Here is a 20,425-nt window from a genome sequence, read left to right as displayed (position 1 = left end):
AACGTAACGTGCCTATATCGAGAATAGTGTTTCACCCATGGAGACCAGCAGCAGCACCGACGCCCGGATCCACCCGTACCGCATCGACGTCCCGCAGGACGAGCTCGACGACCTGCGCGACCGGCTGGCCCGTACCCGCTGGGGCGGCGAGATCCCCGGCGTCGGCTGGAGCCGGGGTGTGCCGACCGACTACCTGAAGGCCCTGGCCGCGTACTGGGCCGACGGTTTCGACTGGCGCAAGGCGGAGGCGGAGCTCAATGAGTTTCCCCAGTTCACCACCGACATCGACGGGCAGAACATCCACTTCCTGCACGTCCGTTCGCAGAACCCGGCAGCCGTTCCGCTGCTTCTGCTGCACGACTGGCCGTGCTCGTTCGTGCAGTTCGTCGAGGTCGTCCGGCCGCTGGCGGAGGACTTCCACGTCGTCGTCACCTCCACCCCCGGCACCGGCTTCTCCGGTCCGCTCGGCGAGACCGGCTGGAACACGGGCCGCATCGCGGGCGCGTTCGTCGAGCTGATGGATCGGCTCGGTTACCGCACCTACGGTGTTCAGGGCACGGGCGGCGGTGCCTGGCTGGCCGCCGAGATGGGTCGGCAGGCACCCGACCGGGTCGTCGGCATCCATGTCAACGGTCTGCTCACCTTCCCCTCCGGGGACCCCGCCGAGTTCGAGGGGCTGAGCGGACCGGAGCAGGAGCGGCTGGCGCGGCTGGAGAACTTCCAGCAGGACATGATGGGCTTCAACGCCATCCAGTCCACCCGCCCGCAGACCCTCGCCTACGGTCTGCACGACTCACCGGTCGGCCAGCTCGCCTGGATCGTGGAGAAGTTCAAGGAGTGGACGGACGCCGCCGCCGAACTCCCCGAAGACGCCGTGGGCCGTGACCGCCTGCTGACGAACGTCAGCGTCTACTGGTTCAGCGGCACGGCCGGTTCGTCGGCCAACCTGTACTACGAGACGGCCCACGACGCGACCGCCTGGGCTCCGAGGGCACGCGGTACCGTCCCGACCGGTGTGGCCGTCGCCCTGAGCACCGACATCGCCGTCCGTCGATTCGCCGAGCGCGAGCACAACATCACCCACTGGAGCGAACTGGAGCGTGGGGGCAACTTCCTGGCGCTGGAGCAACCGGAGGCCTTCGTCACCGATGTCCGTGCCTTCTTCGGCGCGCTCGGCACCTGACACGAATGCCACGGTGAGGCCCGGGCACCCCAGCCACTGATGCGCCGGGCTGGCCCTGCCCGGGCCTCACCTCTCAGCCGGGTCCGGTGTACGGTGACGGGCCCCGTCACCGTGCAGGCGCACCCCGGCGGCCACTTCCACCTCGTCGACCGGTCACCAAGGGACGGTCCGCTTGATCGCCGGGATCCTCACCGTGGCACGGCCCACCGCACCCGCCGAAGCGTGGGGTGACCGGCCTGCCCGGCCACCCCACGCTGTCCGGCACACCGCCCGACGGCGCCATGACGTCACCCCGGACGGGCACAACCTCAGTGGCCGCGTTCGTGGAGTTCGATGGCGAGTGGGGTGGCGGTGAACATGGAGGAATAGGTGCCCACGGCGACGCCGATCAGCAGGGCGAGGGCGAAGTCGGCGAGGGAGTCGCCTCCGAGGACGGCCAGGGCGGTGAGGATGAAGGCGGCGCCCATGCCTGTGTTGACGGTGCGGGGCAGAGTCTGCAGCAGAGCCCGGTTGGCGAGGACCGCGAAAGGTGCCGTGCGGTCGCTGCGGCTCAGGTCCCTGATCCGGTCGAAGACGACGACGGAGTCGTTGACCGAGTAGCCGACGACGGTGAGCAGAGCGGCGAGAAATACGCCGTCCACGGGCTTGCCCAGCCAGGCGAAGATCCCGATGAGGATCACCACGTCGTGGGCGAGGGCGGCGACGGCGGAGGTGCCGAACAGCCAGCGGAAGCGGGCCGCGAGGTAGAGCAGCTGGGCGCCGAGGGCGACGACGAGGGCGATGAGTGCGCCGTGGCGCAACTCCTTGCCGAGGCTGGGGCCGATGGCTTCGTCGCGGAGCTTGTCGGCGTGGTCGGTCAGTGTGCTGATGGTGTCGGTGACGGCGGCCGCTTGCGCGTTGGTCAGCTGGTCGGTGCGGACGGTGAGCCGGGTGTCCCCGGAGGTCTGGACGACGGCTCGGGGGAAACCGGCGTCGGCGAGGGCGGTGCGCGCCCGGTCGGGGTCGACGGGGGTGGCGGTGGTGTACTCGATGAGGCGGCCCCCGGTGAACTCGACACCGAAGTCCAGACCGCGCACGGCGATCCCGGCCGCGGCCAGGGCCAGGACCGCGGCGGAAGCGGCCAGCCACCGCCGGGGCCGGCGCAGCAACTGCGGTTGAGTGCGCGTGAGGCGGTCGCGGACGGTGCCGGTGTGAGCGATGCCCGTCAGGCGTGGGCGGCGGCGGAGTCGGCGCCGCGAGGCGGCATGGTCGGCGAGCACACGGGTGACGACCAGGGCGCTGAACATGGAGGCGAGGACGCCGATCCCCAGAGTGACGCCGAAACCGCGCACGGGTCCGGAGGCGAGGAAGAACAGCAGGCCGGCGGCGATGAGGGTGGTGATGTTGGAGTCGGCGATCGCGCTGAAGGCGCCGCGGAATCCCGCGGTCAGGGCCGAGCGCGGGCTGGGCCGGTGGCGGGAGGCGTACTCCTCACGGGCCCGTTCGAAGACCAGGACGTTGGCGTCGACCGCCATGCCGATCGCCAGGACGAACCCGGCGAGGCCGGGAAGGGTGAGGGTGGCGCCCAGGGCGGCCAGGGCGGCGTAGGAGATCAGGCCGTAGCAGGCCAGCGCCACGGTGGCCAGAACGCCCATGATCCGGTAGACGGCGATGACGAACAGCGCGGTCAGCGCGGTGCCCACCGCGGCGACCCAGGCGCTGGCGGTGATGGCTCGGGCTCCGAGGGTGGGGCCGATGGTGCGCTGCTCGACGCTCTCCACGGGTACGGGCAGGGCGCCGCCGTTGATGAGCAGGGCCAGTTCCTTGGCTTCGTCGGCGCTGAAGGATCCGGTGATCTGTGTGGAGCCACCGCTGATGCCCGAACCGCAGGCGACCGAGGGGTCGATCTGGGGCGAGGAGATGATCTTGTCGTCGAGGACGATGGCGATCCGTCGGGACGGGTCCCCCGCCGGGGCGCAGGCGGCCTGGCCGGTCAGACGGGCCCAGCCGTCGCGGCCGGCCCCCTTGAAGTCGACGGTCACGTGCCATCCGGCGCCGGCCTGCTGGTCGAGCCGGGCGGCGGCTTCCTTGACGTTCCGACCCGTCAGTGAGGCCGCCGCGAGGCGCAGGTTCCGGCCGGTCTCATCGGCCAGAACCTGTGAGCGCGGCCGTTTCGGCAGCGGTTCGTCCTTGTTGTCGGCGCTGGTCGTCGTGGACAGGACCTGGTGGAAGGTGAGTTGGGCGGTGCGGCCGAGGACATCGGCTGCCTCGGCCGGATCCTGCACTCCGGGAAGTTCGACGACGATCCGGTTGCTGCCGGAGCGCGCGAGGGTGGGTTCGGCGACGCCCAGTGCGTCGATGCGGCCGCGCAGCACCTCCAGGGTGCGGTCGGTGGCTTCGCTGTCGGCGTCAGCGGTGGCGGTGGGTCGGGTTTCCAGCACGATCTGCGTGCCGCCGCGCAGATCGAGTCCGAGGTGGACGGGGACGGTGACGGCGATGTACAGCGACAGGGCGACAGCTGCGAGGGCGAGCAGCCCTCGGATGCGCAGGGCGCGGGTCAAATGGGGCCTCCGGCAGGCACACCGCAGCCAGGCATGACCGCGGTCGACGGAAAGTAGAGGGAAGCTCAGGTGCCTGGTGGTGGAGGTGGCGCCCGCCCCTGATGACGGCCCGTCGAGTGGGGGGAGGCCGGCTGGCTCACCGCGACCGGGGACGCCGTGTGGACGGGCGTCGGCGGGCCGACTGGCGTGCAGGACGAGGCGACGGTGGCCGTGCTCGGCGGTGACAGCCGCTCGCCAGGAACATCGCGAGGGCTTCGGAGCAGGGCGGCGCAGTGTCCGTCGTCCGACCTGGTTCCGCCGGCGGCCTGCACGGCCTCGGTGGCCGACGCCACGTGGTCCGGCGTACGGGGTGCGGTGCTGCCGTACGAAGACGGAAGGAGCAGGGCGGTGAGGACCGCAAGCAGGACGGCCATCACCGCTGCCGGACCGAGGTCGCCCCTGCGGGGGACGGTGAGCAAGCCGCGTGCCATGCGCCGTCCCCTTCTTGATGTCGGTGGTCCATCAGTACGAACGGCTGCGCCTGGCCTCAGAGTTCCGACTGTGGAGGCGGTGGAGGCCGTGGAGGCCGTGGAGGCCGTGGAGCGGCCGGCCGGGGCATCGAGGCGGTCACGAGGGTCCGAGAGCGGCTTCAGGGTTCGATGAGGCCGGCACGGATGGCGTAGCGCGTGAGTTCCAGGCGGTCTCGCAGGCCGAGTTTGTGCAGCAGGTTCGCCCGGTGCCGGTGGACGGTCTTGATGCTGATGAAGAGCATCTCGGCGATCTCCTTGGAGGAGTGCCCCTCGGCGACGAGCTTGAGCACCTCCTCTTCGCGCGGGGTGAGGATCTGGTCGGGTGGCTCATCGCCGTGGCGGACACGGTCGAGGTAGTTGCGGATGAGGGCGGTGACCGCGCCCGGATAGAGGAAGGGCTCGTCGCGCATGGCGGCCCGGCAGGCGGCCACCAGGTCACGGTCGGCGACCGACTTCAGCACGTAGCCGCTGGCGCCCGCCTTCAGCGCCTGGAAGAAGTACTGCTCGTTGTCGTGCATGGTCAGCATCAGCACCCGCAGGTCCGGCTTCAGCGCGATCAGTTCGCGGGTGGCCTGCAAGCCGGTCATCCTGGGCATGGCGATGTCCAGCACGGCGAGATCGACTTCGTGTGTGCGGGCCAGCGCGATGGCCTCGGCGCCGTCTCCGGCCTCGGCGACGACCTGGAGGTCCGGCTCCCCGTCGAGGATGAGCCGCACACCGCGCCGTACCAGCGCGTGGTCGTCGGCGAGGAGGATGCGGATCACGGGCGGGTCGGTCGTGGTCATGGCTGCTTCCTGGGAACGGGTACGGTCAGCCGGACCTGTGTACCGGCCTGCGGCTGGGAGGTGACGTCCAGCGTGGCCCCGATGAGCAGGGCCCGCTCACGCATCCCGCGAATCCCCGCGCCTTCCCGGGCCACCCCGGTCCCCCGGCCGTCGTCCTCGACGGCCAGCACCACCGTGCCATCGGCCGGGGACAGACTCACCTCCACCCGGCCGGCCTCGGCGTGGCGGGCGGCGTTGGTCAGGGCCTCCTGCGCGACCCGGTACAGCACCAGTTCGGTCTCCTGATCCAGTTCGGGCAGGCCGCCGTCGAAACGGCGCACGACGCGCAGTCCGGTGTGGGTGGCGAACTCCGTGGTCAGCGAGGTCAGGGCGCTGACCAGGCCGAGATCCTCCAGGACGCCAGGCCGCAGGCGGCGCACCAGTCGGCGGACCTCGTCCAGGCTCTCGCGGGTGATCTCCTGGGCCTGGTGCAGCTCACCGCGCAGGGGCTCTTCGGCGTCGTCCGCCGCCCGCTTCAGCCCCAGCAGGACGGCGGTCATGCTCTGGCCCACCTCGTCGTGCAGTTCCTGGGCGATACGGCGCCGCTCGTCCTCCTGCGCGAGCAGCGCGCGGGCGCTGCTAGAGGCCCGCTCGTGTTCCAGTCTCTCCAGCATGGCGTTGAAGGTACTGATCAGCTCGGCGGTCTCACCCCGGCCGCGCTCCGGCAGCCGCTGACCGGGCCGCAGGAGATCAACAGTGGTCATGAGCTTCGTCAGCCGGTCCAGGGGGGCGAGTCCGATCCTCAGCAGGGCGGCGTTGGCGATCAGCATGACGACCAGGCCGGCCACGAGGATGATCGCCTCGGTCAGCACCACGGGGACGGAGACGGTCACCGGAGCCCACAGCAGCAACGCGGTCGCGGTCCCCAGCACCACGGCGTTGAGAGCGAAGATCCGCCAGAACAAGGACACCGCGATGACGCCTTCCTTTGTGTGACACGGCCTTGCGACACGGCTTTGGTCTTTCCTGCGGTCGTTACCCACGTCGTTGCCCGCGTCGTTCCCGCGGTCGCTTCCCGCGGTCTTCGTGTACCCGAGCATGCGCCGCGCCCCACCGCTCCGGACCGGCCTCCCGCAAGCCTGCCCGCACCCGGGTGGTTCCGTCGATGGGCTCCAATGCCCATTTCCGCCTCGCGGCCTGCCCACGCCACGGTAGGCCGCCGAACGGCCGCAAATGGGTATTGCGCCCGATGGGTTTCGCGCCGCGCATCGGCCACGGTGAGGTCATGCCCCACCCTCCGTGACCCTCAGCCATCGCGTTCCCCGGCACGCACCCCGTTCACCGGCACGCACCCTCACCGCCCCTCATCCTCCGGAAGACAGGACCCGCCATGTCGCTCGACATACCTCGTACCGAACCACGGCTCGGGCGTCTGCCCGCGCTCGAGGCCCGGCAGCGCCTCGAACACGAACGCAACACCCGTCTGACGCAACTACAGGCCATCGCCGAGGCAGGGCACGACGCGGAGGACCATCTGATGTCGGCGCAGAAGGACACCATCGAGCGGGTCCTCAAGGAGGTCGACGCGGCCTGCGCCCGCATCCAGGACCGCAGCTACGGCACCTGCCAGGGCTGCTCGAAGCCCATCCCGATCGAACGCCTGGAAATCCTGCCCTACACGCGGTTCTGCGTCCCCTGTCAGCGCGACGCCGCCTGACGAACCGCCCGCCCAGTCTCTCAAGTCTCCCTGCCTGCCCTAGGGGTGAAGTGGTGAACCAGCAGATCATCGGCGCACGCGACATGACCCTGTCGACCGAGGACCTCGCCGCGCTGCGCGAAAACCTGCACGAGCAGCGCCTGTTCCGCCAGGAACAGATCCAGCAGCTCACGGCCACGGCCGTGCCCCGTACCGAGACGCTGCTCGACAGGCGGGCCGCCTCGCAGACCGAGGTCCGCGTCGAACTCGCCGCGTCCGCCCGCATGGTCCTCGTCGACGTCGAAGCAGCCCTCCAGCGCATGGACCAAGGCCACTACGGCACCTGCCATCTGTGCCGCAGGCCCATCGACCGTGAGCGTCTGATGATCGTGCCGCAGGTCCGCTACTGCGCTCGCTGCCAGCACCTCAGGGAAGCCGACCGGTGACCACGACCCGCCGCTCTCGCTCCACCGGGCCCCGGCACCGGCCGTGGCCCGGGTGCCGGCAGTGCTGGGGCATCGCCCTCGACCTGGGCAGCGCCCGCACCCGCGCCTGGAGTTGCGGCAAGGGACTGGTCTTCGACGTAGCCACGGTGGCCTTCGGCAACGGGACCGTCCATCCCGTCCGGCGCGGCGCCATCGTCGACACCGCCGCGGTCGCCCGGATGCTCGACCGTCGGCCCGGCCACCGGCTGCCCCGCTCGAACCGCCCCTGACCCAGGACCAGATCCGCATCCGCACCATGGTCCATGCCGTCCTCTGCGCACTCACCGTGCCCCTCCTCGCGGCCGCCGCATACGGCTACGCCGGCCGCCTGGAACGACACAACCTCGCCCGATGGGACACGGCCTGGGCCCGGACCGCCCCCCGGTGGACCACACCCACATGAAACGGCCGTCCACCGGACAGGTCGGGCGCATGCGCTCAGCGGCCACGACAGGTCGTGTTCGGCGTGCCTGCCTTGCCGCCGAGGCGATTGCGTAGGCTTCTCGCCATGACCGCTCCGCACCCCTACCGGCGCTACGTGGCGATCGGCGACAGCATGACCGAAGGCCTCGGCGACCCCGACCCGGCGGGCGGACACCGGGGCTGGGCCGACCGGCTGGCCGAAGCCCTGGCGGGGCAGGAACCGAGCCTCGCGTACGCCAACCTCGCCGTACGCGGCAGGACGGCCGCACAGATCAGGGCCGAACAGCTGCGCCCGGCACTGGAGTTGCGGCCGGACCTGGTGACCGTCATGGCCGGAATGAACGACCTGGTGCGGTCCGGCTTCGACGCCGCGTCGGTCATCGCCGACATCGACGAGATGTTCGCCCGTCTCACCGAGTCCGGCACCCGGGTCGCCACCGTGACCTTCCCGGACCTGGGCAAGGTCTCGCCGCTCGCGCGCCGGGTGCTCCCCCGCATCCTCGACCTCAACACCCGCCTGCGCGTCACCGCGGAGCGGCACGGTGTCCTCGTCCTGGACGTCTTCGCGCACCCGGTCACCACCGATCCGCGGCTGTGGGCCGACGACCGGCTGCACGCGAGCCCGCTGGGCCACGCGAGGATCGCTTCCGGCATGGCCCACACGCTCGGCCTGCCGGGCCACGGCGACTGGGCCGAGTCCCTGCCGCCCCGGCCTCCCGTCCCCGCCCTGCGGGCCGTCGGCGTCGAGGTGCGCTGGGCGGTGGACTTTCTCGGGCCGTGGCTGTGGCGGCGACTGCGCGGACGGTCGTCGGGCGACGGCTGCTCGGCCAAAAGGCCGGAAGCGGGTCCGGTGAAGCTCCAGGACGCGGCCTGAGCCCGGAGCTTCACCCGTCCGGTGCTTGAACTTCCGGCGCCTGAGCTGTCCGGCGCTGAACTGTCCGGGATGTCACCTGTCCTACTTCACGGATCCCGCCATGACCCCCTGCACGAAGTGCCGCTGGAACGCGAAGAACACGGCCACCGGCACGATCAGCGACAGGAACGCGCCCGGTGCGAGCACATCGATGTTGCTGCCGAACTGCCGTATCTGTGACTGCAGTACTACCGTGAGGGGCTGTGCCGAGCTGTCCGCGAACAGCAGCGCCACCAGCATGTCGTTCCACACCCACAGGAACTGGACGATGGCGAGACTCGCGAGGGCGGGCCGCCCCACCGGCAGGACGAGCCGTGTGAAGATGCGCCACTCACCGCCCCCGTCCATGCGGGCCGCCTCCAGCATCTCCCGCGGTATCTCGGCGAAGTAGTTCCGCAGCAGGAAGATCGCGAACGGCACTCCGTACGAGACGTGGAAGAGGACGACACCCGGGACCGTGCCGAACAGCCCCAGCTGGCCGAAGAGTTTGGCCACCGGCAGCAGACCGATCTGAGAACGACCCGGAACTCCGGCCCACGCTCCACCAGATCCGTCTGCGTGCCGACGCGGATCCGCACCGGGTCGCCGCCGACCTGACCAGCGTTGCGGGCCGAGGACAGCTGGACGTACACGCCGTGACGAACCCCGCCGACGGACTGTCGCCGCTGCGCGGTGTCGTCGTCGGTCTGCTTGGCATTCTCGCGCTCATCGGGCTGGTGGAGCTGCTGACCGTCATCGGCGGAACCCTGCGCGAGGGCGAACGGGATCTGCTGGCCCTCAAGGCGGTCGGACTGTCGCCGCGCCAGATCACCGCGATCACCGTCACGGCCACGGGTTGTACCGCCCTGGCCGCGATCGGGGTCGCCCTCGCGCTGGGCATCCCCCTCGCGCACTGGCTGATCGACGCCCAGGGCCGGTCGAGCGGCATCGGGGCCGGCATCGCGCACGGCCCCTCCCCCCTGGCGCTGTCCGCCTTCGGGGCGGCGTCGGTACTGGGCGCCCTGGCCCTCGCGGCTCTCCCCGCGGCCCGCACCTCCCGTCACCGCCTCGCGGACACACTCAGCGCGGTGACGTAACGCGCTTCGCGCTCCACCGGGTGCCGTCTTCGCTGCGGTCGGCCGCTGAATTCAACCACCGCACCGGTTCGGAACAACTCCCAAGCACAGTCCTGCTGACGCATATGCCCCAGGCGTGGAAGCCCGTCGTTCGTACGCTGCACGACAGGGCTCAAGTTCTTCTGCTGCTTTTTCTTCTTCTGCGTCGTCTTCTGCGTCTTCTTCTGCGTCTTCTTCTGCCGCGTCATCTCTGCCGCGTCTTCTTCTGCCGCTGGTTTCCCGATCACCCGCTTCGTCACTGCCGAATCCACTACGACCGCACGGCGGAAAGGGCACCTCCGCAGGCGTCTGCACCGAGTAGCCGGTGAGAGGATGGAATGTCCCTGACCCCACGACAGATGGACGAAACCGGGCAGAGAGATGAGCAGCGGGATCGGCTCGCGCAGTGCCCATCACATGCCCCTTACAGAAGGACACGCATGTCCCGCACGAACCGCATTCTTGTCATCGTCACCAGCGCCGGCGAGTACCGGACCGTCGGATACCGCACCGGCCTGTGGCTGGGTGAACTGACCCACTTCTACGACGTCGCCGAAGCGGCCGGCTTCGAGCTCACCATCGCGAGCATCGACGGCGGTCCCGTACCGATCGACCCGGAGAGCCTCGCCCACAACGTCCTCGGTGACCTCGGCACCGACAAGCGGTACGCCGACCGCAAGTTCATGGACAAGCTGCGGCACACCATCGGTGTGGCGCAGATCGAGGTCGATGACTACGACGCCATTTACCTCACCGGGGGCCACGGCGTGATGTTCGATTTCCACCAGAGCGAGGCCCTGGAAACCCTCGTCGCGCGCTTCTACGAGAGCGGGCGGATCGTCTCGGCCGTCTGCCACGGGCCGTGCGGCCTGCTCGATGTCACGCTGACCAATGGCGATCCCCTGGTGAAGGGCAAGAATGTCACCGGTTTCTCCTGGCGCGAGGAGGAACTCGCTCAGCGGGCGGAGGCCGTTCCGTACAGCCTGGAGGAGCGGCTCAAGGAACTCGGAGCGGTCTACAGCATCGCCGAGAAGCCCTTCGCCACCCATGTGGTCGAGGACGCCCGGCTGATCACCGGGCAGAACCCCGGCAGCGCCAAGGCAGTCGCGGAAGCGGTCGTCCGGCAGCTCAGCTGAGGGAACCAGCCCCGCAAACGATCTGACAGCACATCGAGGCACCTTCTTCCCCGAGGACACCCGCAGTCCTCACCCCCAACCATCGCCGCGCGAAGCAGATGGCCGGGCCGACCAGCCCGTCGCCGGTCGGTCCACCTGCTCATACGATGCCCGTGCCGCCGCTGCGGCGGCCCGTCCGGAGGCGAGTGCGGGCGCCCTGCTCGAACCATGTGCGAGGCCGCCATTTCCAGGCCAGCCGCCCGGCGGGCGGCCCATGGCCGGGACGGTGAAATCTTCACCAACTCAGAACATTACCCACCAGTCAATCTTGAACCATCAAACAACGCGGATATCATCACTCGCACACACGGTGTGATCATTCGGTCGCCGATTGCTGGCGTACGATGCGCTCCTCCGTTTCCGCCCCGGGCCCGTAGCCCTCCCCCTCCGGGCCCGAGGCAGCGTCACCCCCAAGTCCTCCACGCCGGCGGCCCATGGCGTCCGTCCGTCGTGCCCTCACAAAGGCAGCGCATCGATGAGCAACAACAGGGGCAGAGGGCTGCAGGCCAATGTCCTCGGCACGTTCGACACGGTGGTCATGGCGGTGGCAGGCAGCGCGCCCGCCTATTCGATCGCCGCGACCACCGCCGTCCTCGTCGGTGCGGTGGGCCTCGCGAGCCCCGCCGCGCTGCTGTACTGCGCGATACCCATGCTGGGCATAGCCCTGGCCTTCAGCTACCTCAGCCGCATCGACGTCAACGCGGGGGCCAGCTACTCCTGGGTGGGCCGCACGCTCCACCCCTTCCTGGGGTTCCTCAGCGGCTGGGCCCTGGTGATCTCCGCGACCATCTTCATGGTGGCCGGCTCACTGCCCGCGGGCGCGATGACACTGTCCCTCTTCGACGCGGACCTGGCCGACAACACCGCGCTGGCGACGGCGGTCGGCGCCTTCTGGTTCCTGGTCATGCTGTTCGTCGTCCTCGGCGGCGCCCGCCTCACCGTCCGCGCCCAGCTCGTCATGTCGGGCGTGGAACTCGTCATCCTGGCCCTCTTCGCCGTGCTCGCGCTGCTGCACGGCGACAGTGCCCGATCCTTCGAATGGTCCTGGCTGGGCTTCGGTCAGTTCGACGGGGTGAGCGGCTTCGCGTCCGGTGCGTTGATCGCCGCCTTCTACTACTGGGGCTGGGACGTCACGAGCAACCTCAGCGAGGAGACCCGCGACAGCCGCCGCACGACCGGTCTCGCCGGCCTGATCGGCGTCGGCATCGTCTTCCTGCTGTTCGAGGTCTTCACCATCGCGGTCAACGTCATCCTCACCGACACCCAGATCCAGGAGAACGACGCCAACGTCCTGGCGGTGCTCGGCGAGGAGGTATGGCCCGGCCTGGGCGGCAAGCTGCTCATCGTCGCCGTGATGCTGTCCACCATCGCCACCCTGGAGACCACCCTCATCCAGGTCACCCGCTCCCTGTTCGCGATGGGCCGCGACCGCACGATGCCCGAGGCCCTCGGCCGCGTCCACCGCACCTGGAACACCCCCTACGTGGCCATCGCCGTGGTGGGCGGTGTGGCGCTGGTGATGTTCGTGGCCTCCAACGCCCTCGGCTCGGTCGGCGAGATCCTCGCCGACGCCATCTCCGCGATCGGTCTGCAGATCGCCGTCTACTACGGACTGGCCGGCCTCGCGGTGGTCGTCGCCTACCGCAGAATGCTGCTGAAGTCCGTGTCGAACTTCGTCTTCGGCGGGCTGTGGCCACTGTTCGGCGCCCTGTTCATGTTCTGGGTGCTCATCGAGTCGCTGGGAGAGCTGAGCAGTGCGTCCGTGGCGATCGGTCTCGGCGGCCTCGCGGTCGGTGTGATTCCGATGCTCTGGTACTGGCGGAAGGGCAGCGAGTACTACCGGCCCGCTCCGCTCGACGCCGCCGAGGCCGTCGAGACGGATGCCGCCGCAGGCGACGCCGCGGTCGCCGCGGCGGCGGCCGGACGGTCCCATGCCCATGAGGGTCTCCCGACCGACTTCTGAGAGGGACCCGATGGCGCGAGAACGATTCACTCCCGATTTCGACTCCGACTGTGGTGACGCGCCGCTCACCTCGGCCCGGCAGGACATCGTCATCGGCCGCTGGCAGGGCCCCCGGGACCTGCTGCGCAGGACCGGCCCGGCGTGGGTCGCCCGCGGCCACCGGGTCCGCATGCTCGCGCAGGCGTGTGCGGGCAGTTCGACCGTGGAGTCCTGGCTCGCCGCCGAGCCCCGCAGCGCCGATGCCCTGACGCTGCGGGCCGCCACCGAAACGGCGCGGGCCTTCAACCTGGCCATCGCCGCGGGCCGGGGCGTACCCATCGATCCGCGGCGCATCGACAGCGCGGCGGTGGCCTGCTTCGAGGCCGCCGAGGCGTACCCCGACGACCCGACGCCCTGGATCTCCCTGATCTCCGTGGCCCGGCTCTACAGCGGCGGGGTGCGCCGCCAGGAACTCGCCCGCTGGTGGGACGAGTTGTACGACCGCGACCCGTTCAGCGTGGAGGGCCACCTCCAGGTGCTGCACTACTACTCGTCGCGCTGGCACGGCTCGCACGGCCTGATGTACGACTTCGCCCGGGACGCGGCCGGTGTGGCCCCGGCCGGGTCTCCGCTGCCGGTACTGGTGCAGTACGCCCGCGTCGAGGAGTACCGCACCCTCCAGGAGGAGAGCCGGGTGCGGCCCGCCGGTGTCGGCATGGGACAGCACTGGAGCCACGACGGCGCCGCCAGCGACGTACGGCGCACCTGGCAGCGCTGGATCACCGGACGAGCGGAGGGTCCCCCTCCCCCCGGAGAGATACGCGACCTCAACTACCTGACGCACGCGGCCTGTTCGGCCGGGCTGACGGACATCGCCGGATCACTCTTCAACATCATCGGACAGCACGCCACCCGCACCCCGTGGTCCTACACCGGCGACCCGGTGCGCCAGTTCACGAAGGGGCGCAAGGACTCCCTGCCACGCGGCTGAGGTGCCGACGTCATCGGGCGGCCCATGTTCGGCGACGGGGACGGGCGGCGGAGAATATCCACGGTGACGCAACAGCGCTTCGGATCGGCAGCCCCAACTCGACCGCGCGATGCACCCCATCCTGGCTGAGGTCGAGTCTGGAGGTGTACAGCACGTCGTGGTCGTGCTTGTCGTGGTCGTGCTCGTTGTGGTCGAACAACGGGAACGTGATGGTCGACGAGCCGTGTCCGGCGACCAGCTCGATGCGTCCGGGAAGGGGGGACGCGGCAGCGTCGACCACCTGGGTGGGCGAGGACAGTGGCATCGCCCGCAGGGCACATCCCACCGTCCGGGGTCACGGCCCCGGCCCTGGATCCGGCTGCACGGCCTCGGTGATTCCGGCCCGCGCCGCTTCGAGCTGAGCGGCGAACGCGATGCCCAGGAACAGCGCCACACCGGTCAGGTTGGCCCACAGCAGCAGGGCGACGAACGCCGTCAGCGGTCCGTAGACGGCGCCGAACGATCCGCTCTCGGCCACGTAGAGCGCCAGCAGCCACGTGGCCGTGACCCACAGCACCAGGTGGACCGCCGAGCCGAACGCGAGCCATGTGTAGCCCGGCTGGTCCCTGCGTGGGGCCCAGCGGAAGATCACCGCCGACGCGACCCAGGCGAGCGCCACTCCCAGTGGCACTTCGAGGGGCCTCCACCAGTCGAGCAGCTCCCGGGGCCGGCCGAGGGCCTCCACCACCGCGTTCCCGAGGGCATCCCCCGCGACGAGCACGAGGAACCCCAGGACCATCGGCATGCCCGCTGCGAGGGCGAGGAGCAGGGACCGCCCGTACTTGGTCAGGAACGGCCGGTCGCGTTCGATGCCGTAGATGCGGTTGGCGCCTCGCTCGACCTGGCCCATCGCCGAGGCGAGGTTGAGGACGGCGAAGGCCAGTCCCAGCCACATGGCGACGGCGTTCCAGACCCCTGAACCGGCGCTGCGCGCGGTGGCGTCCAGAGCGTCCTCGACCAGACTCGCACTGGCGCCCGGCACGATCTGGCCCAGGGTGAGTTCGATGATCCGCCCCACGCTCTCCGTGTGCACGGTGGTGGCCACGCCGACCAGCGCGATGGTGAACGGCACCAGGCCCACGACCACTTGGAACGCGAGAGAACGGGAGTTGGTGAAGCCGTCGGCGTAGCGGAAACGGGCGAACGCGTCGAGGAGCAGTCGGCGGCCTCCGTAGTGCCTCAGCGCGGTGAGCGCCTCGTCTCCGGAAAGCTCGTCCCCGATCATGTCCCGCGTCTGCGGGACGTGCACGACGGTCCCCATCGAGAACGTCTCCTCCTGTGGTTCCTACGGCCGGACGAAGAACGCGATCTTGCCGCCGGGAGAACCGTACAGCCGAACGAGTGCGACAGTCGGCCGTCAGGTGGATTCAGGGTGGCTGCCGGGCCCGCTGGTGCGGTGGGACAGAGGAGTCGGCGAAAGGGTGGTGTCCTCCTCCCCGGGCTCCAGGAGGGTGTTGGCGGCGCCGACGATGAGCGGGTCCGGAGTGCCGACCGCCTCGGGATCCTTGCTGGTGTAGTCGATGCGCGACAACAGACTGCGCATGGTCTCCAGCCGGGCGCGACGTTTGTCGTTGCTCTTGACGACGGTCCAGGGCGCGCTTTCGGTGTCGGTGGCCCGGAACATGTCGACCTTGGCCTCCGTGTAGTCGTCCCACCGGTCCAGCGAGGCCACGTCGGTGGGGGAGAGTTTCCACTGGCGCACCGGGTCGACCTGCCGGATGGCGAAACGGGTGCGCTGCTCGGCGCGGGACACGGAGAACCAGAACTTGACCAGCAGGATGCCGTCGTCGACGAGCATCCGCTCGAAGGCCGGGCACTGTTCGAGGAACAGCTCGTACTGGTCCTTCGAGCAGTAGCCCATCACACGCTCCACGCCGGCCCGGTTGTACCAGGAACGGTCGAAGAAGACGATCTCCCCAGCCGTCGGCAGGTGTGCGATGTACCGCTGGAAGTACCACTGCCCCGTCTCCCGCTCGGTGGGCCTGTCCAGTGCCACCACTCGTGCGCCGCGGGGGTTGAGCCGCTCGGTGAGGCGTTGGATCGTGCCACCCTTGCCCGCCGCGTCGCGCCCTTCGCACACGACGATCACGCGCGCGCCGGTGTCCCTGACCCACCTCTGGAGCTTGAGCAGCTCGATCTGCAGGACGCGCTTGCGCCGCTCGTACTCCGTGCGACCGACCTTGCGGCCGTACGGATGGTTCTCGCGCCAGGTCTTGAGGGGGCGGCCCGTCCCGTCCAGCAGGACCGGCCGCTCCTGTCGGCTGGTGTCCACGGTCAGCCCGTCCAGCAGCTTGTCGGCCTGTTCAGCGTTCATCGCACCACTCTCGCGTGAGCCCCTGTACCCAGTATCGGTGTGGGTGCCCGTCGGCTGTCCAGGACAGGAATCGGTGCCGACAGTGGATGTGTGGAGACCTCACCGGCCCCGGACGGGCACACCGGTCGGCATGACCTCCCGGAGGATCAGAAGGGCATGCGGCCACGGGTACGACGGCCGGCCGATCCGCTGCGGGACACGGCGCGGGAGCTCGTCCGGAACGGCTTGCTGAGAAGCCGGCCCAGGACACCGGGCGCCTTGCCACCGGCCCTCGATCCCGCGCCGAGCGAACGCTGTGTGCCGCGTTCGGGGTGACGGGACAGACGCGGGACGAAGAAGGCCAGCACGGCCAGGACCACACACACTCCAACAACTGCGGCAACGATCACGAGTCGGCTCCCTTGACTGGTCGGGAGGGAACGAGTGCCCCGTCACGCTCTCTCCATGTGACCGCACCCCGGGCGGCTTGTGCCGATCGGCCGACGACAGCCCGCCCGGGCGGCAGCCCCGCCGTGGCCGGTGGGGCCCCACCCGGACGATGACCGCGACTCGTGCATCAGATGGCCGGCACAGGTCACACGGGCGCCGGGCCCGGCGGCTCGGTGGAACACGCTTCGGCGAGATCCGGCAGCAGTCCGCGCAGGGCTTCCCTCTGGGCGGGACCCATGAACTGACCGAGCGCGTCGATGACCGTCCCGGCGAGCGGATCGGAGGCATCCTTCAGCAGGCGCCGCGCCTTGTCGGTGAGAGCCACCTGGATGCCACGCTTGTCGCCGCACACCGACTCGCGGGTGATGAGGTCGGAGTGGTTGAGGCAGGCGATCTGGTAGGTGAGCCGGGTCTTGGGGCGGCCCAGGAGCTCCGCGATGCGGGTCATGCGCAGGCCCTCCTCGGGCTGCGCGGCCAGCAGACACAGGATCAGGAACTCGTCGTGGGAGACGCCGAGCCGATCCTTCACGACCGCGCGCAGCCGCTGCTCCACCGCACCCGTCGCGGCCAGCAGAAGCATCCAGGCGTGCAGCTCGGCGGGGAGCAGGCCGTCCCCCTGCGCGGACGGGCATTCGGACAGGCGAGCAGGGTGCTTGTCGAGGTCGGCCATGGGTCAAGTGTAACTGTTGTCCAATTTTGGAGAACGAGGTTGTTCAAATTCGGATAACGGGCTAGCGTCAGTCATACAAATTTGGATGACCTGACCGATCCGATCGACTGGAGAAAGACCATGACCGTCGCCGTGGACACCGGACTGTGGCAGCTCGACACCACCGCCTCGACCGTCGCCCTGCAGCACAAGACGATGTGGGGCCTCGTCACCGTGAAGGGCGCCTTCGACACCGTCCGCGGCCAGGGCGAGGTCCGGCCCGACGGGTCAGCCGTCGGTGTCGTGGCCCTCGACGCCGCCTCCCTGGACACCAAGAGCGCCAAGCGCGACGAGCACCTGCGGTCCGCCGACTTCTTCGATGTCGAGCACCACCCTGAGATCACCTTCGCGGTGCGCAGCGCCGAACTCCGGGACACCGACACGGTGCAGATCGTCGGCCAGCTGACCGTCCGCGGCATCAGCAGGTCGCGCTCCCTCACCGCAAAGCTGAAGGAGGCGACCCCCGAAGCTCTGACGCTGGAAGCGGAGTTCACCGTGGACCGCGAGCAGTTCGGCATCGGCTGGAACCAGCTGGGCATGATGCGCGGCCTGGCCACGATCACGGCGACACTCCGCTTCGTCCGAGCCGGCGCCTGACACTCGCCGCCCCCCTCCTCCCTCCGATGCAGCGTGCGCGCCGGGCGGCCCGACCTGGCCGCAACACACCGTGAACGGCTCGGCCCGAGCGGAGCCGAGCCGTTTCATGTGTGCCCGATGCGTGGGAGACGTACGTGTGCCGGTGCGCCAATTCCCGGTGCGCCTCAGCGCGGATGGCCCGGATCGGTGGGCTGGGGGCGCAGACGGCTGGAGAAACGCTTCCACGAACGTGGCCATCAGCTACATGGGAACCGCACTCCTGAGGCTGGTCGATCAGGGCAAGGTCCGCCTCGACGGGCGGGCCGACGAGCTGTCAGCAGCGCGCCACCTGCTCGCAACTGCGCCGAGGGACGATTCGGCCGGGCCCGAACGCCCGGCAGGGTTCTCGTCCACGCCCGGGTCGCCGACGGTGTCGACGTAGGCGTTGCGCGCAGCCGCTTGTCAGCGGCCCGCCGCAGCGGTCACCGTCGCGGGATCCATCCCGGTCAGTTCGACGATGCGGTGCGGTGGCACGCCGGCGGCCAGTGCGCGTGCGATCAGGCCGTCCCGGCCGTCCGCGCAGTCTCGGTAGGAGAGCAACTCCTCCTCTACCTGGGCGAGCGGCTCCGGTGCCATCAGGTGGCGGACCCTGCTCAGTTCCTCGTCGCTCAGCGGGACGGGCAGCCGTTCCGCTCCCTCGGGGATGGCCGCGGTCTCCTCCGGTGGCAGCAGGCGCAGGTATGGTGAGGTGAGCGTGCTTCCCTGAGCGTCCAGCCACGCGCGTACCGCGGGAGTCTCGAGGCACGCGAGGTCATCGACGGCGGCCGGGGCCACGCCCAGCGGTGCGGACACGTCGTCGAGCAGGAACAGGTAGGCGTCGTCGGTCATCCTCGGCTCTCTCTCAACGGGGGCAGGTCACATCCCAATACCCCGCCGCGGCCGAATTATCGTCGGCTCACCGGCGCCGAGTCACCCTGGTGAGGCGCGTCGGTTCACCGGCCGTACTGGCCGTGTATCGCAGACCTGGCCATGTATCGCCGGCGCACCCCATGCAAGCTCGTGCTGCGCATCCTCCGGCTCGTCGGCCTGGAGGGCGTGATGCCCGCCCGGACATTCCACCGTCGGGCGGGCCCTGCCGGACGGGAGCGACTGCCCGAACACCGATCCGAACACCGAGCCGATTCACCGTCTCGGCACGGCACGGCACAGCACGGCACGGCAGTGTGCGGCTTGACGCCGGTGTCCTGGGATGTGTGGCACGGCACCACGAAATTGGCGTGGCACGTGCGGGCGCCCATGTGTCGGCGGTGAGGCGAACGTCAGGTCACAGGAAGCGGCGGATGGGTTGCACGGCTGTTTCCCTGGCTCTCTGCAGGACGGAGCGCCTCTTCCAGCGGCCGGCCTGGATCGGTTCGCTCACCGTCATGTCCGCTTCGAAGTGTTCGTCGAGGGTGGCGGTGAACTCCTCGTCGAGGACGGCGAGCATGATCTCCTCGTCGTGGTCGAGGGAGCGGCGGTTGAAATTGGTCGAGCCGATGAGCGCGGCGACGCGGTCGACGGTGATGACTTTGGCGTGCATCATCGTCGGCTGGTACTGGTAGATCTTCACTCCGCAGGCGGTGAGGTCCTCGTAGTGGTGCTGGCCGGCCAGCTGACAGACGCGTTTGTCGGTGTATGGCCCCGGCAGCAGGATCTCCACCCCGACCCCGCGCCGGGCGGCGCCGCACAGCAGGTCGACGAAGTATGGGTCCGGCGAGAAGTAGGCGGTGGCCAGGCGGAAGCGTTCCTCGGCGGATTCCAGCATGACGCGCATCAGGGTCTGCATGTCCTGCCAGCCGAAGCTGGCCGATCCGCGGACCACCTGCACGATCGCGTTGCCCTGCGGGTGGTGCTCGACGAACCGGTCCCGTTCATCGAAGAGTTCGTCATGGCATTCTGCCCAGTTCTGCGCGAAGGCTGCGGCCATGCCGTCCACCGCGGGCCCGCGGACCTCGACATGGGTGTCACGCCACTCGTTCTCGTTGCGCGCGTTGCCGCACCATTCCTGTGCGATGCCCACCCCGCCGGTGAACGCGGTCTCCTCATCGACGACGAGGACCTTGCGGTGACAGCGGTGGTTCTGTTTGAGCGGTGAGAGGTACAGCGGCTTGCGGAACCAGGCCACTTGCACTCCGGCCTGCTCCATCGTTTCCAGTTGCTCGGTCTCGATCAGCCGGCTTCCGAACCCGTCCAGCAGCAGTCGCACCCGCACACCGGCGCGGGCCCGCTCCGCCAGCGCCTGGGCGAAATCGCGGGCGATGTCGCCCCTCCAGTACACGAACGTCATCATGTCCACCGTGTGGTCGGCGCGGCGGATCGCGTCCAGCATCGCGGCGAAGATCTCGTCGCCGTTGCGCAGAGGGGTGAGGGCGTTGCCCTCGGTCGCCGCGATCCCTATCAGGCGCTCCAGGCGTCGGCGTATCCGCGCGATCCGGTACTCGACGGACGGTGTGCACGGCTCTTCGGGGACTCGGGGAGTCAGCTCGGACGGTTCTTGGGTACTGGTCATGGCATCCCCTATCCCGGAACCCGAGGCGGAAACGTGGGCGGCCGCGGTGCCCGGTCCTGCGTGGGCCGAGCCAGCCGGCCCCCGGTGCCCACGGC

The 20,425-nt window shown here is 69.7% G+C and carries 21 protein-coding genes and 3 pseudogenes; 11 read left to right on the top strand and 13 right to left on the bottom strand.

The genetic code is table 11. From position 1 onward, the window contains the following. Window positions 1-37: 37 nt before the first annotated feature. Window positions 38-1,183, top strand: coding sequence for an epoxide hydrolase family protein (locus OG858_RS44130; protein ID WP_319317984.1), 1,146 nt, complete (start codon window positions 38-40; stop codon window positions 1,181-1,183). A gap of 308 nt (window positions 1,184-1,491) precedes the next feature. Here the strand turns inward: OG858_RS44130 and secD are convergent, their stop codons facing one another. The 4 genes from secD to OG858_RS44110 form a co-directional block, all read right to left on the bottom strand. Beyond that, on the bottom strand, window positions 1,492-3,723 hold the full coding sequence (gene secD, locus OG858_RS44125; RefSeq protein WP_328543830.1) for a protein translocase subunit SecD: 2,232 nt from the start codon (window positions 3,721-3,723) through the stop codon (window positions 1,492-1,494). Between the two features lie 65 nt (window positions 3,724-3,788). Next, window positions 3,789-4,193 carry a hypothetical protein gene (locus OG858_RS44120; protein ID WP_143677124.1) on the bottom strand — a complete coding sequence of 135 codons (405 nt, stop codon included), beginning with the start codon at window positions 4,191-4,193 and terminating at the stop codon, window positions 3,789-3,791. Between the two features lie 158 nt (window positions 4,194-4,351). Then, the gene (locus OG858_RS44115) at window positions 4,352-5,017 is read right to left on the bottom strand and encodes a response regulator (RefSeq protein ID WP_086747387.1); all 666 of its coding nucleotides are present in this window, start codon (window positions 5,015-5,017) and stop codon (window positions 4,352-4,354) included. Next, window positions 5,014-5,967, bottom strand: coding sequence for a HAMP domain-containing sensor histidine kinase (locus OG858_RS44110; protein ID WP_086747388.1), 954 nt, complete (start codon window positions 5,965-5,967; stop codon window positions 5,014-5,016). Before OG858_RS44110 ends, OG858_RS44115 begins: the two co-directional genes overlap by 4 nt. A gap of 419 nt (window positions 5,968-6,386) precedes the next feature. Between OG858_RS44110 and OG858_RS44105 the strand changes: the two genes are divergently transcribed. The 5 genes and pseudogenes from OG858_RS44105 to OG858_RS44085 all read left to right on the top strand — a co-directional run bounded on the left by OG858_RS44105 (window position 6,387) and on the right by OG858_RS44085 (window position 8,474). Then, window positions 6,387-6,713: a TraR/DksA family transcriptional regulator gene (locus OG858_RS44105; RefSeq protein WP_086753832.1), complete on the top strand. Its 327-nt coding sequence runs from the start codon at window positions 6,387-6,389 to the stop codon at window positions 6,711-6,713. Between the two features lie 50 nt (window positions 6,714-6,763). Continuing rightward, the gene (locus OG858_RS44100; protein WP_319065850.1) at window positions 6,764-7,138 is read left to right on the top strand and encodes a TraR/DksA family transcriptional regulator; all 375 of its coding nucleotides are present in this window, start codon (window positions 6,764-6,766) and stop codon (window positions 7,136-7,138) included. Further along, a pseudogene (locus tag OG858_RS44095) lies at window positions 7,135-7,404 on the top strand (hypothetical protein); the annotation flags it as partial. The gene OG858_RS44100 and the pseudogene OG858_RS44095, both read left to right, overlap by 4 nt. Before the next feature lie 29 nt (window positions 7,405-7,433). Beyond that, entirely contained in the window at window positions 7,434-7,580 is a 147-nt protein-coding gene (locus tag OG858_RS44090) for a hypothetical protein (RefSeq protein ID WP_319065849.1), read from the top strand. 105 nt (window positions 7,581-7,685) lie between these two features. Beyond that, on the top strand, window positions 7,686-8,474 hold the full coding sequence (locus OG858_RS44085) for an SGNH/GDSL hydrolase family protein (protein WP_328543831.1): 789 nt from the start codon (window positions 7,686-7,688) through the stop codon (window positions 8,472-8,474). Between the two features lie 81 nt (window positions 8,475-8,555). Here the strand turns inward: OG858_RS44085 and OG858_RS44080 are convergent. Further along, window positions 8,556-9,053, bottom strand: a pseudogene (locus OG858_RS44080) (carbohydrate ABC transporter permease); the annotation flags it as partial. On the opposite strand from OG858_RS44080, the pseudogene OG858_RS44075 reads away from it, so the two are divergent. After that, window positions 8,987-9,589: pseudogene (locus tag OG858_RS44075) on the top strand (FtsX-like permease family protein); the annotation flags it as partial. The pseudogenes OG858_RS44080 and OG858_RS44075 overlap by 67 nt on opposite strands. On the opposite strand, the gene OG858_RS44070 reads toward OG858_RS44075, so the two are convergent. After that, window positions 9,553-9,867 (bottom strand): hypothetical protein, encoded by a 315-nt coding sequence (locus OG858_RS44070; protein ID WP_319264616.1) that lies wholly within the window; start codon window positions 9,865-9,867, stop codon window positions 9,553-9,555. The pseudogene OG858_RS44075 and the gene OG858_RS44070 overlap by 37 nt on opposite strands. A gap of 180 nt (window positions 9,868-10,047) precedes the next feature. Here OG858_RS44070 and OG858_RS44065 point away from each other — a divergent pair, with 180 nt between their 5' ends. The 3 genes from OG858_RS44065 to OG858_RS44055 all read left to right on the top strand — a co-directional run bounded on the left by OG858_RS44065 (window position 10,048) and on the right by OG858_RS44055 (window position 13,715). Next, window positions 10,048-10,743, top strand: coding sequence for a type 1 glutamine amidotransferase domain-containing protein (locus OG858_RS44065; protein WP_086752973.1), 696 nt, complete (start codon window positions 10,048-10,050; stop codon window positions 10,741-10,743). 514 nt (window positions 10,744-11,257) lie between these two features. Then, window positions 11,258-12,745, top strand: coding sequence for an APC family permease (locus OG858_RS44060; protein WP_086752975.1), 1,488 nt, complete (start codon window positions 11,258-11,260; stop codon window positions 12,743-12,745). A gap of 10 nt (window positions 12,746-12,755) precedes the next feature. Next, window positions 12,756-13,715: a hypothetical protein gene (locus OG858_RS44055; protein WP_086752977.1), complete on the top strand. Its 960-nt coding sequence runs from the start codon at window positions 12,756-12,758 to the stop codon at window positions 13,713-13,715. Window positions 13,716-13,725: 10 nt separating this feature from the next. On the opposite strand, the gene OG858_RS44050 is transcribed toward OG858_RS44055, so the two are convergent. The 5 genes from OG858_RS44050 to OG858_RS44030 form a co-directional block, all read right to left on the bottom strand. Further along, complete coding sequence (locus OG858_RS44050; protein WP_086752979.1) at window positions 13,726-14,019, bottom strand: hypothetical protein; 294 nt, start codon at window positions 14,017-14,019, stop codon at window positions 13,726-13,728. A gap of 30 nt (window positions 14,020-14,049) precedes the next feature. Next, window positions 14,050-15,015 carry a YihY/virulence factor BrkB family protein gene (locus OG858_RS44045; protein WP_086752981.1) on the bottom strand — a complete coding sequence of 322 codons (966 nt, stop codon included), beginning with the start codon at window positions 15,013-15,015 and terminating at the stop codon, window positions 14,050-14,052. Window positions 15,016-15,111: 96 nt separating this feature from the next. Beyond that, complete coding sequence (ppk2, locus tag OG858_RS44040; RefSeq protein WP_319065846.1) at window positions 15,112-16,068, bottom strand: polyphosphate kinase 2; 957 nt, start codon at window positions 16,066-16,068, stop codon at window positions 15,112-15,114. Between the two features lie 146 nt (window positions 16,069-16,214). After that, complete coding sequence (locus tag OG858_RS44035) at window positions 16,215-16,457, bottom strand: DUF6411 family protein (RefSeq protein ID WP_046702618.1); 243 nt, start codon at window positions 16,455-16,457, stop codon at window positions 16,215-16,217. Between the two features lie 185 nt (window positions 16,458-16,642). Then, a complete protein-coding gene (locus OG858_RS44030; RefSeq protein ID WP_319065845.1) occupies window positions 16,643-17,167 on the bottom strand; it encodes a MarR family winged helix-turn-helix transcriptional regulator in 525 nt (174 codons plus the stop codon). Window positions 17,168-17,287: 120 nt separating this feature from the next. On the opposite strand from OG858_RS44030, the gene OG858_RS44025 reads away from it, so the two are divergent. Next, complete coding sequence (locus tag OG858_RS44025; RefSeq protein ID WP_086747059.1) at window positions 17,288-17,803, top strand: YceI family protein; 516 nt, start codon at window positions 17,288-17,290, stop codon at window positions 17,801-17,803. A gap of 441 nt (window positions 17,804-18,244) precedes the next feature. Here OG858_RS44025 and OG858_RS44020 read toward each other — a convergent pair whose 3' ends face one another. After that, a complete protein-coding gene (locus OG858_RS44020) occupies window positions 18,245-18,670 on the bottom strand; it encodes a DUF6003 family protein (protein WP_086747056.1) in 426 nt (141 codons plus the stop codon). Window positions 18,671-19,106: 436 nt separating this feature from the next. Further along, complete coding sequence (locus OG858_RS44015) at window positions 19,107-20,330, bottom strand: phospholipase D-like domain-containing protein (protein ID WP_319317994.1); 1,224 nt, start codon at window positions 20,328-20,330, stop codon at window positions 19,107-19,109. Window positions 20,331-20,425: the final 95 nt, after the last annotated feature.

Source organism: Streptomyces europaeiscabiei (assembly GCF_036346855.1).
GTDB lineage: Bacteria > Actinomycetota > Actinomycetes > Streptomycetales > Streptomycetaceae > Streptomyces > Streptomyces europaeiscabiei.
This window is presented reverse-complemented; position numbering and strand designations above follow the sequence as displayed.

Coding starts and splice junctions, on each gene's coding strand:
- OG858_RS44060 (WP_086752975.1), top strand. CDS start 11,258: ATGAGCAACAACAGGGGCAGAGGGCTGCAGGCCAATGTCCTCGGCACG.
- OG858_RS44025 (WP_086747059.1), top strand. CDS start 17,288: ATGACCGTCGCCGTGGACACCGGACTGTGGCAGCTCGACACCACCGCC.
- OG858_RS44020 (WP_086747056.1), bottom strand. CDS start 18,670: ATGACCGACGACGCCTACCTGTTCCTGCTCGACGACGTGTCCGCACCG.
- OG858_RS44065 (WP_086752973.1), top strand. CDS start 10,048: ATGTCCCGCACGAACCGCATTCTTGTCATCGTCACCAGCGCCGGCGAG.
- OG858_RS44120 (WP_143677124.1), bottom strand. CDS start 4,193: ATGGCACGCGGCTTGCTCACCGTCCCCCGCAGGGGCGACCTCGGTCCG.
- OG858_RS44130 (WP_319317984.1), top strand. CDS start 38: ATGGAGACCAGCAGCAGCACCGACGCCCGGATCCACCCGTACCGCATC.
- OG858_RS44030 (WP_319065845.1), bottom strand. CDS start 17,167: ATGGCCGACCTCGACAAGCACCCTGCTCGCCTGTCCGAATGCCCGTCC.
- ppk2 (WP_319065846.1), bottom strand. CDS start 16,068: ATGAACGCTGAACAGGCCGACAAGCTGCTGGACGGGCTGACCGTGGAC.
- OG858_RS44045 (WP_086752981.1), bottom strand. CDS start 15,015: ATGGGGACCGTCGTGCACGTCCCGCAGACGCGGGACATGATCGGGGAC.
- OG858_RS44085 (WP_328543831.1), top strand. CDS start 7,686: ATGACCGCTCCGCACCCCTACCGGCGCTACGTGGCGATCGGCGACAGC.
- OG858_RS44090 (WP_319065849.1), top strand. CDS start 7,434: ATGGTCCATGCCGTCCTCTGCGCACTCACCGTGCCCCTCCTCGCGGCC.
- OG858_RS44105 (WP_086753832.1), top strand. CDS start 6,387: ATGTCGCTCGACATACCTCGTACCGAACCACGGCTCGGGCGTCTGCCC.
- OG858_RS44115 (WP_086747387.1), bottom strand. CDS start 5,017: ATGACCACGACCGACCCGCCCGTGATCCGCATCCTCCTCGCCGACGAC.
- OG858_RS44015 (WP_319317994.1), bottom strand. CDS start 20,330: ATGACCAGTACCCAAGAACCGTCCGAGCTGACTCCCCGAGTCCCCGAA.
- OG858_RS44055 (WP_086752977.1), top strand. CDS start 12,756: ATGGCGCGAGAACGATTCACTCCCGATTTCGACTCCGACTGTGGTGAC.
- OG858_RS44050 (WP_086752979.1), bottom strand. CDS start 14,019: ATGCCACTGTCCTCGCCCACCCAGGTGGTCGACGCTGCCGCGTCCCCC.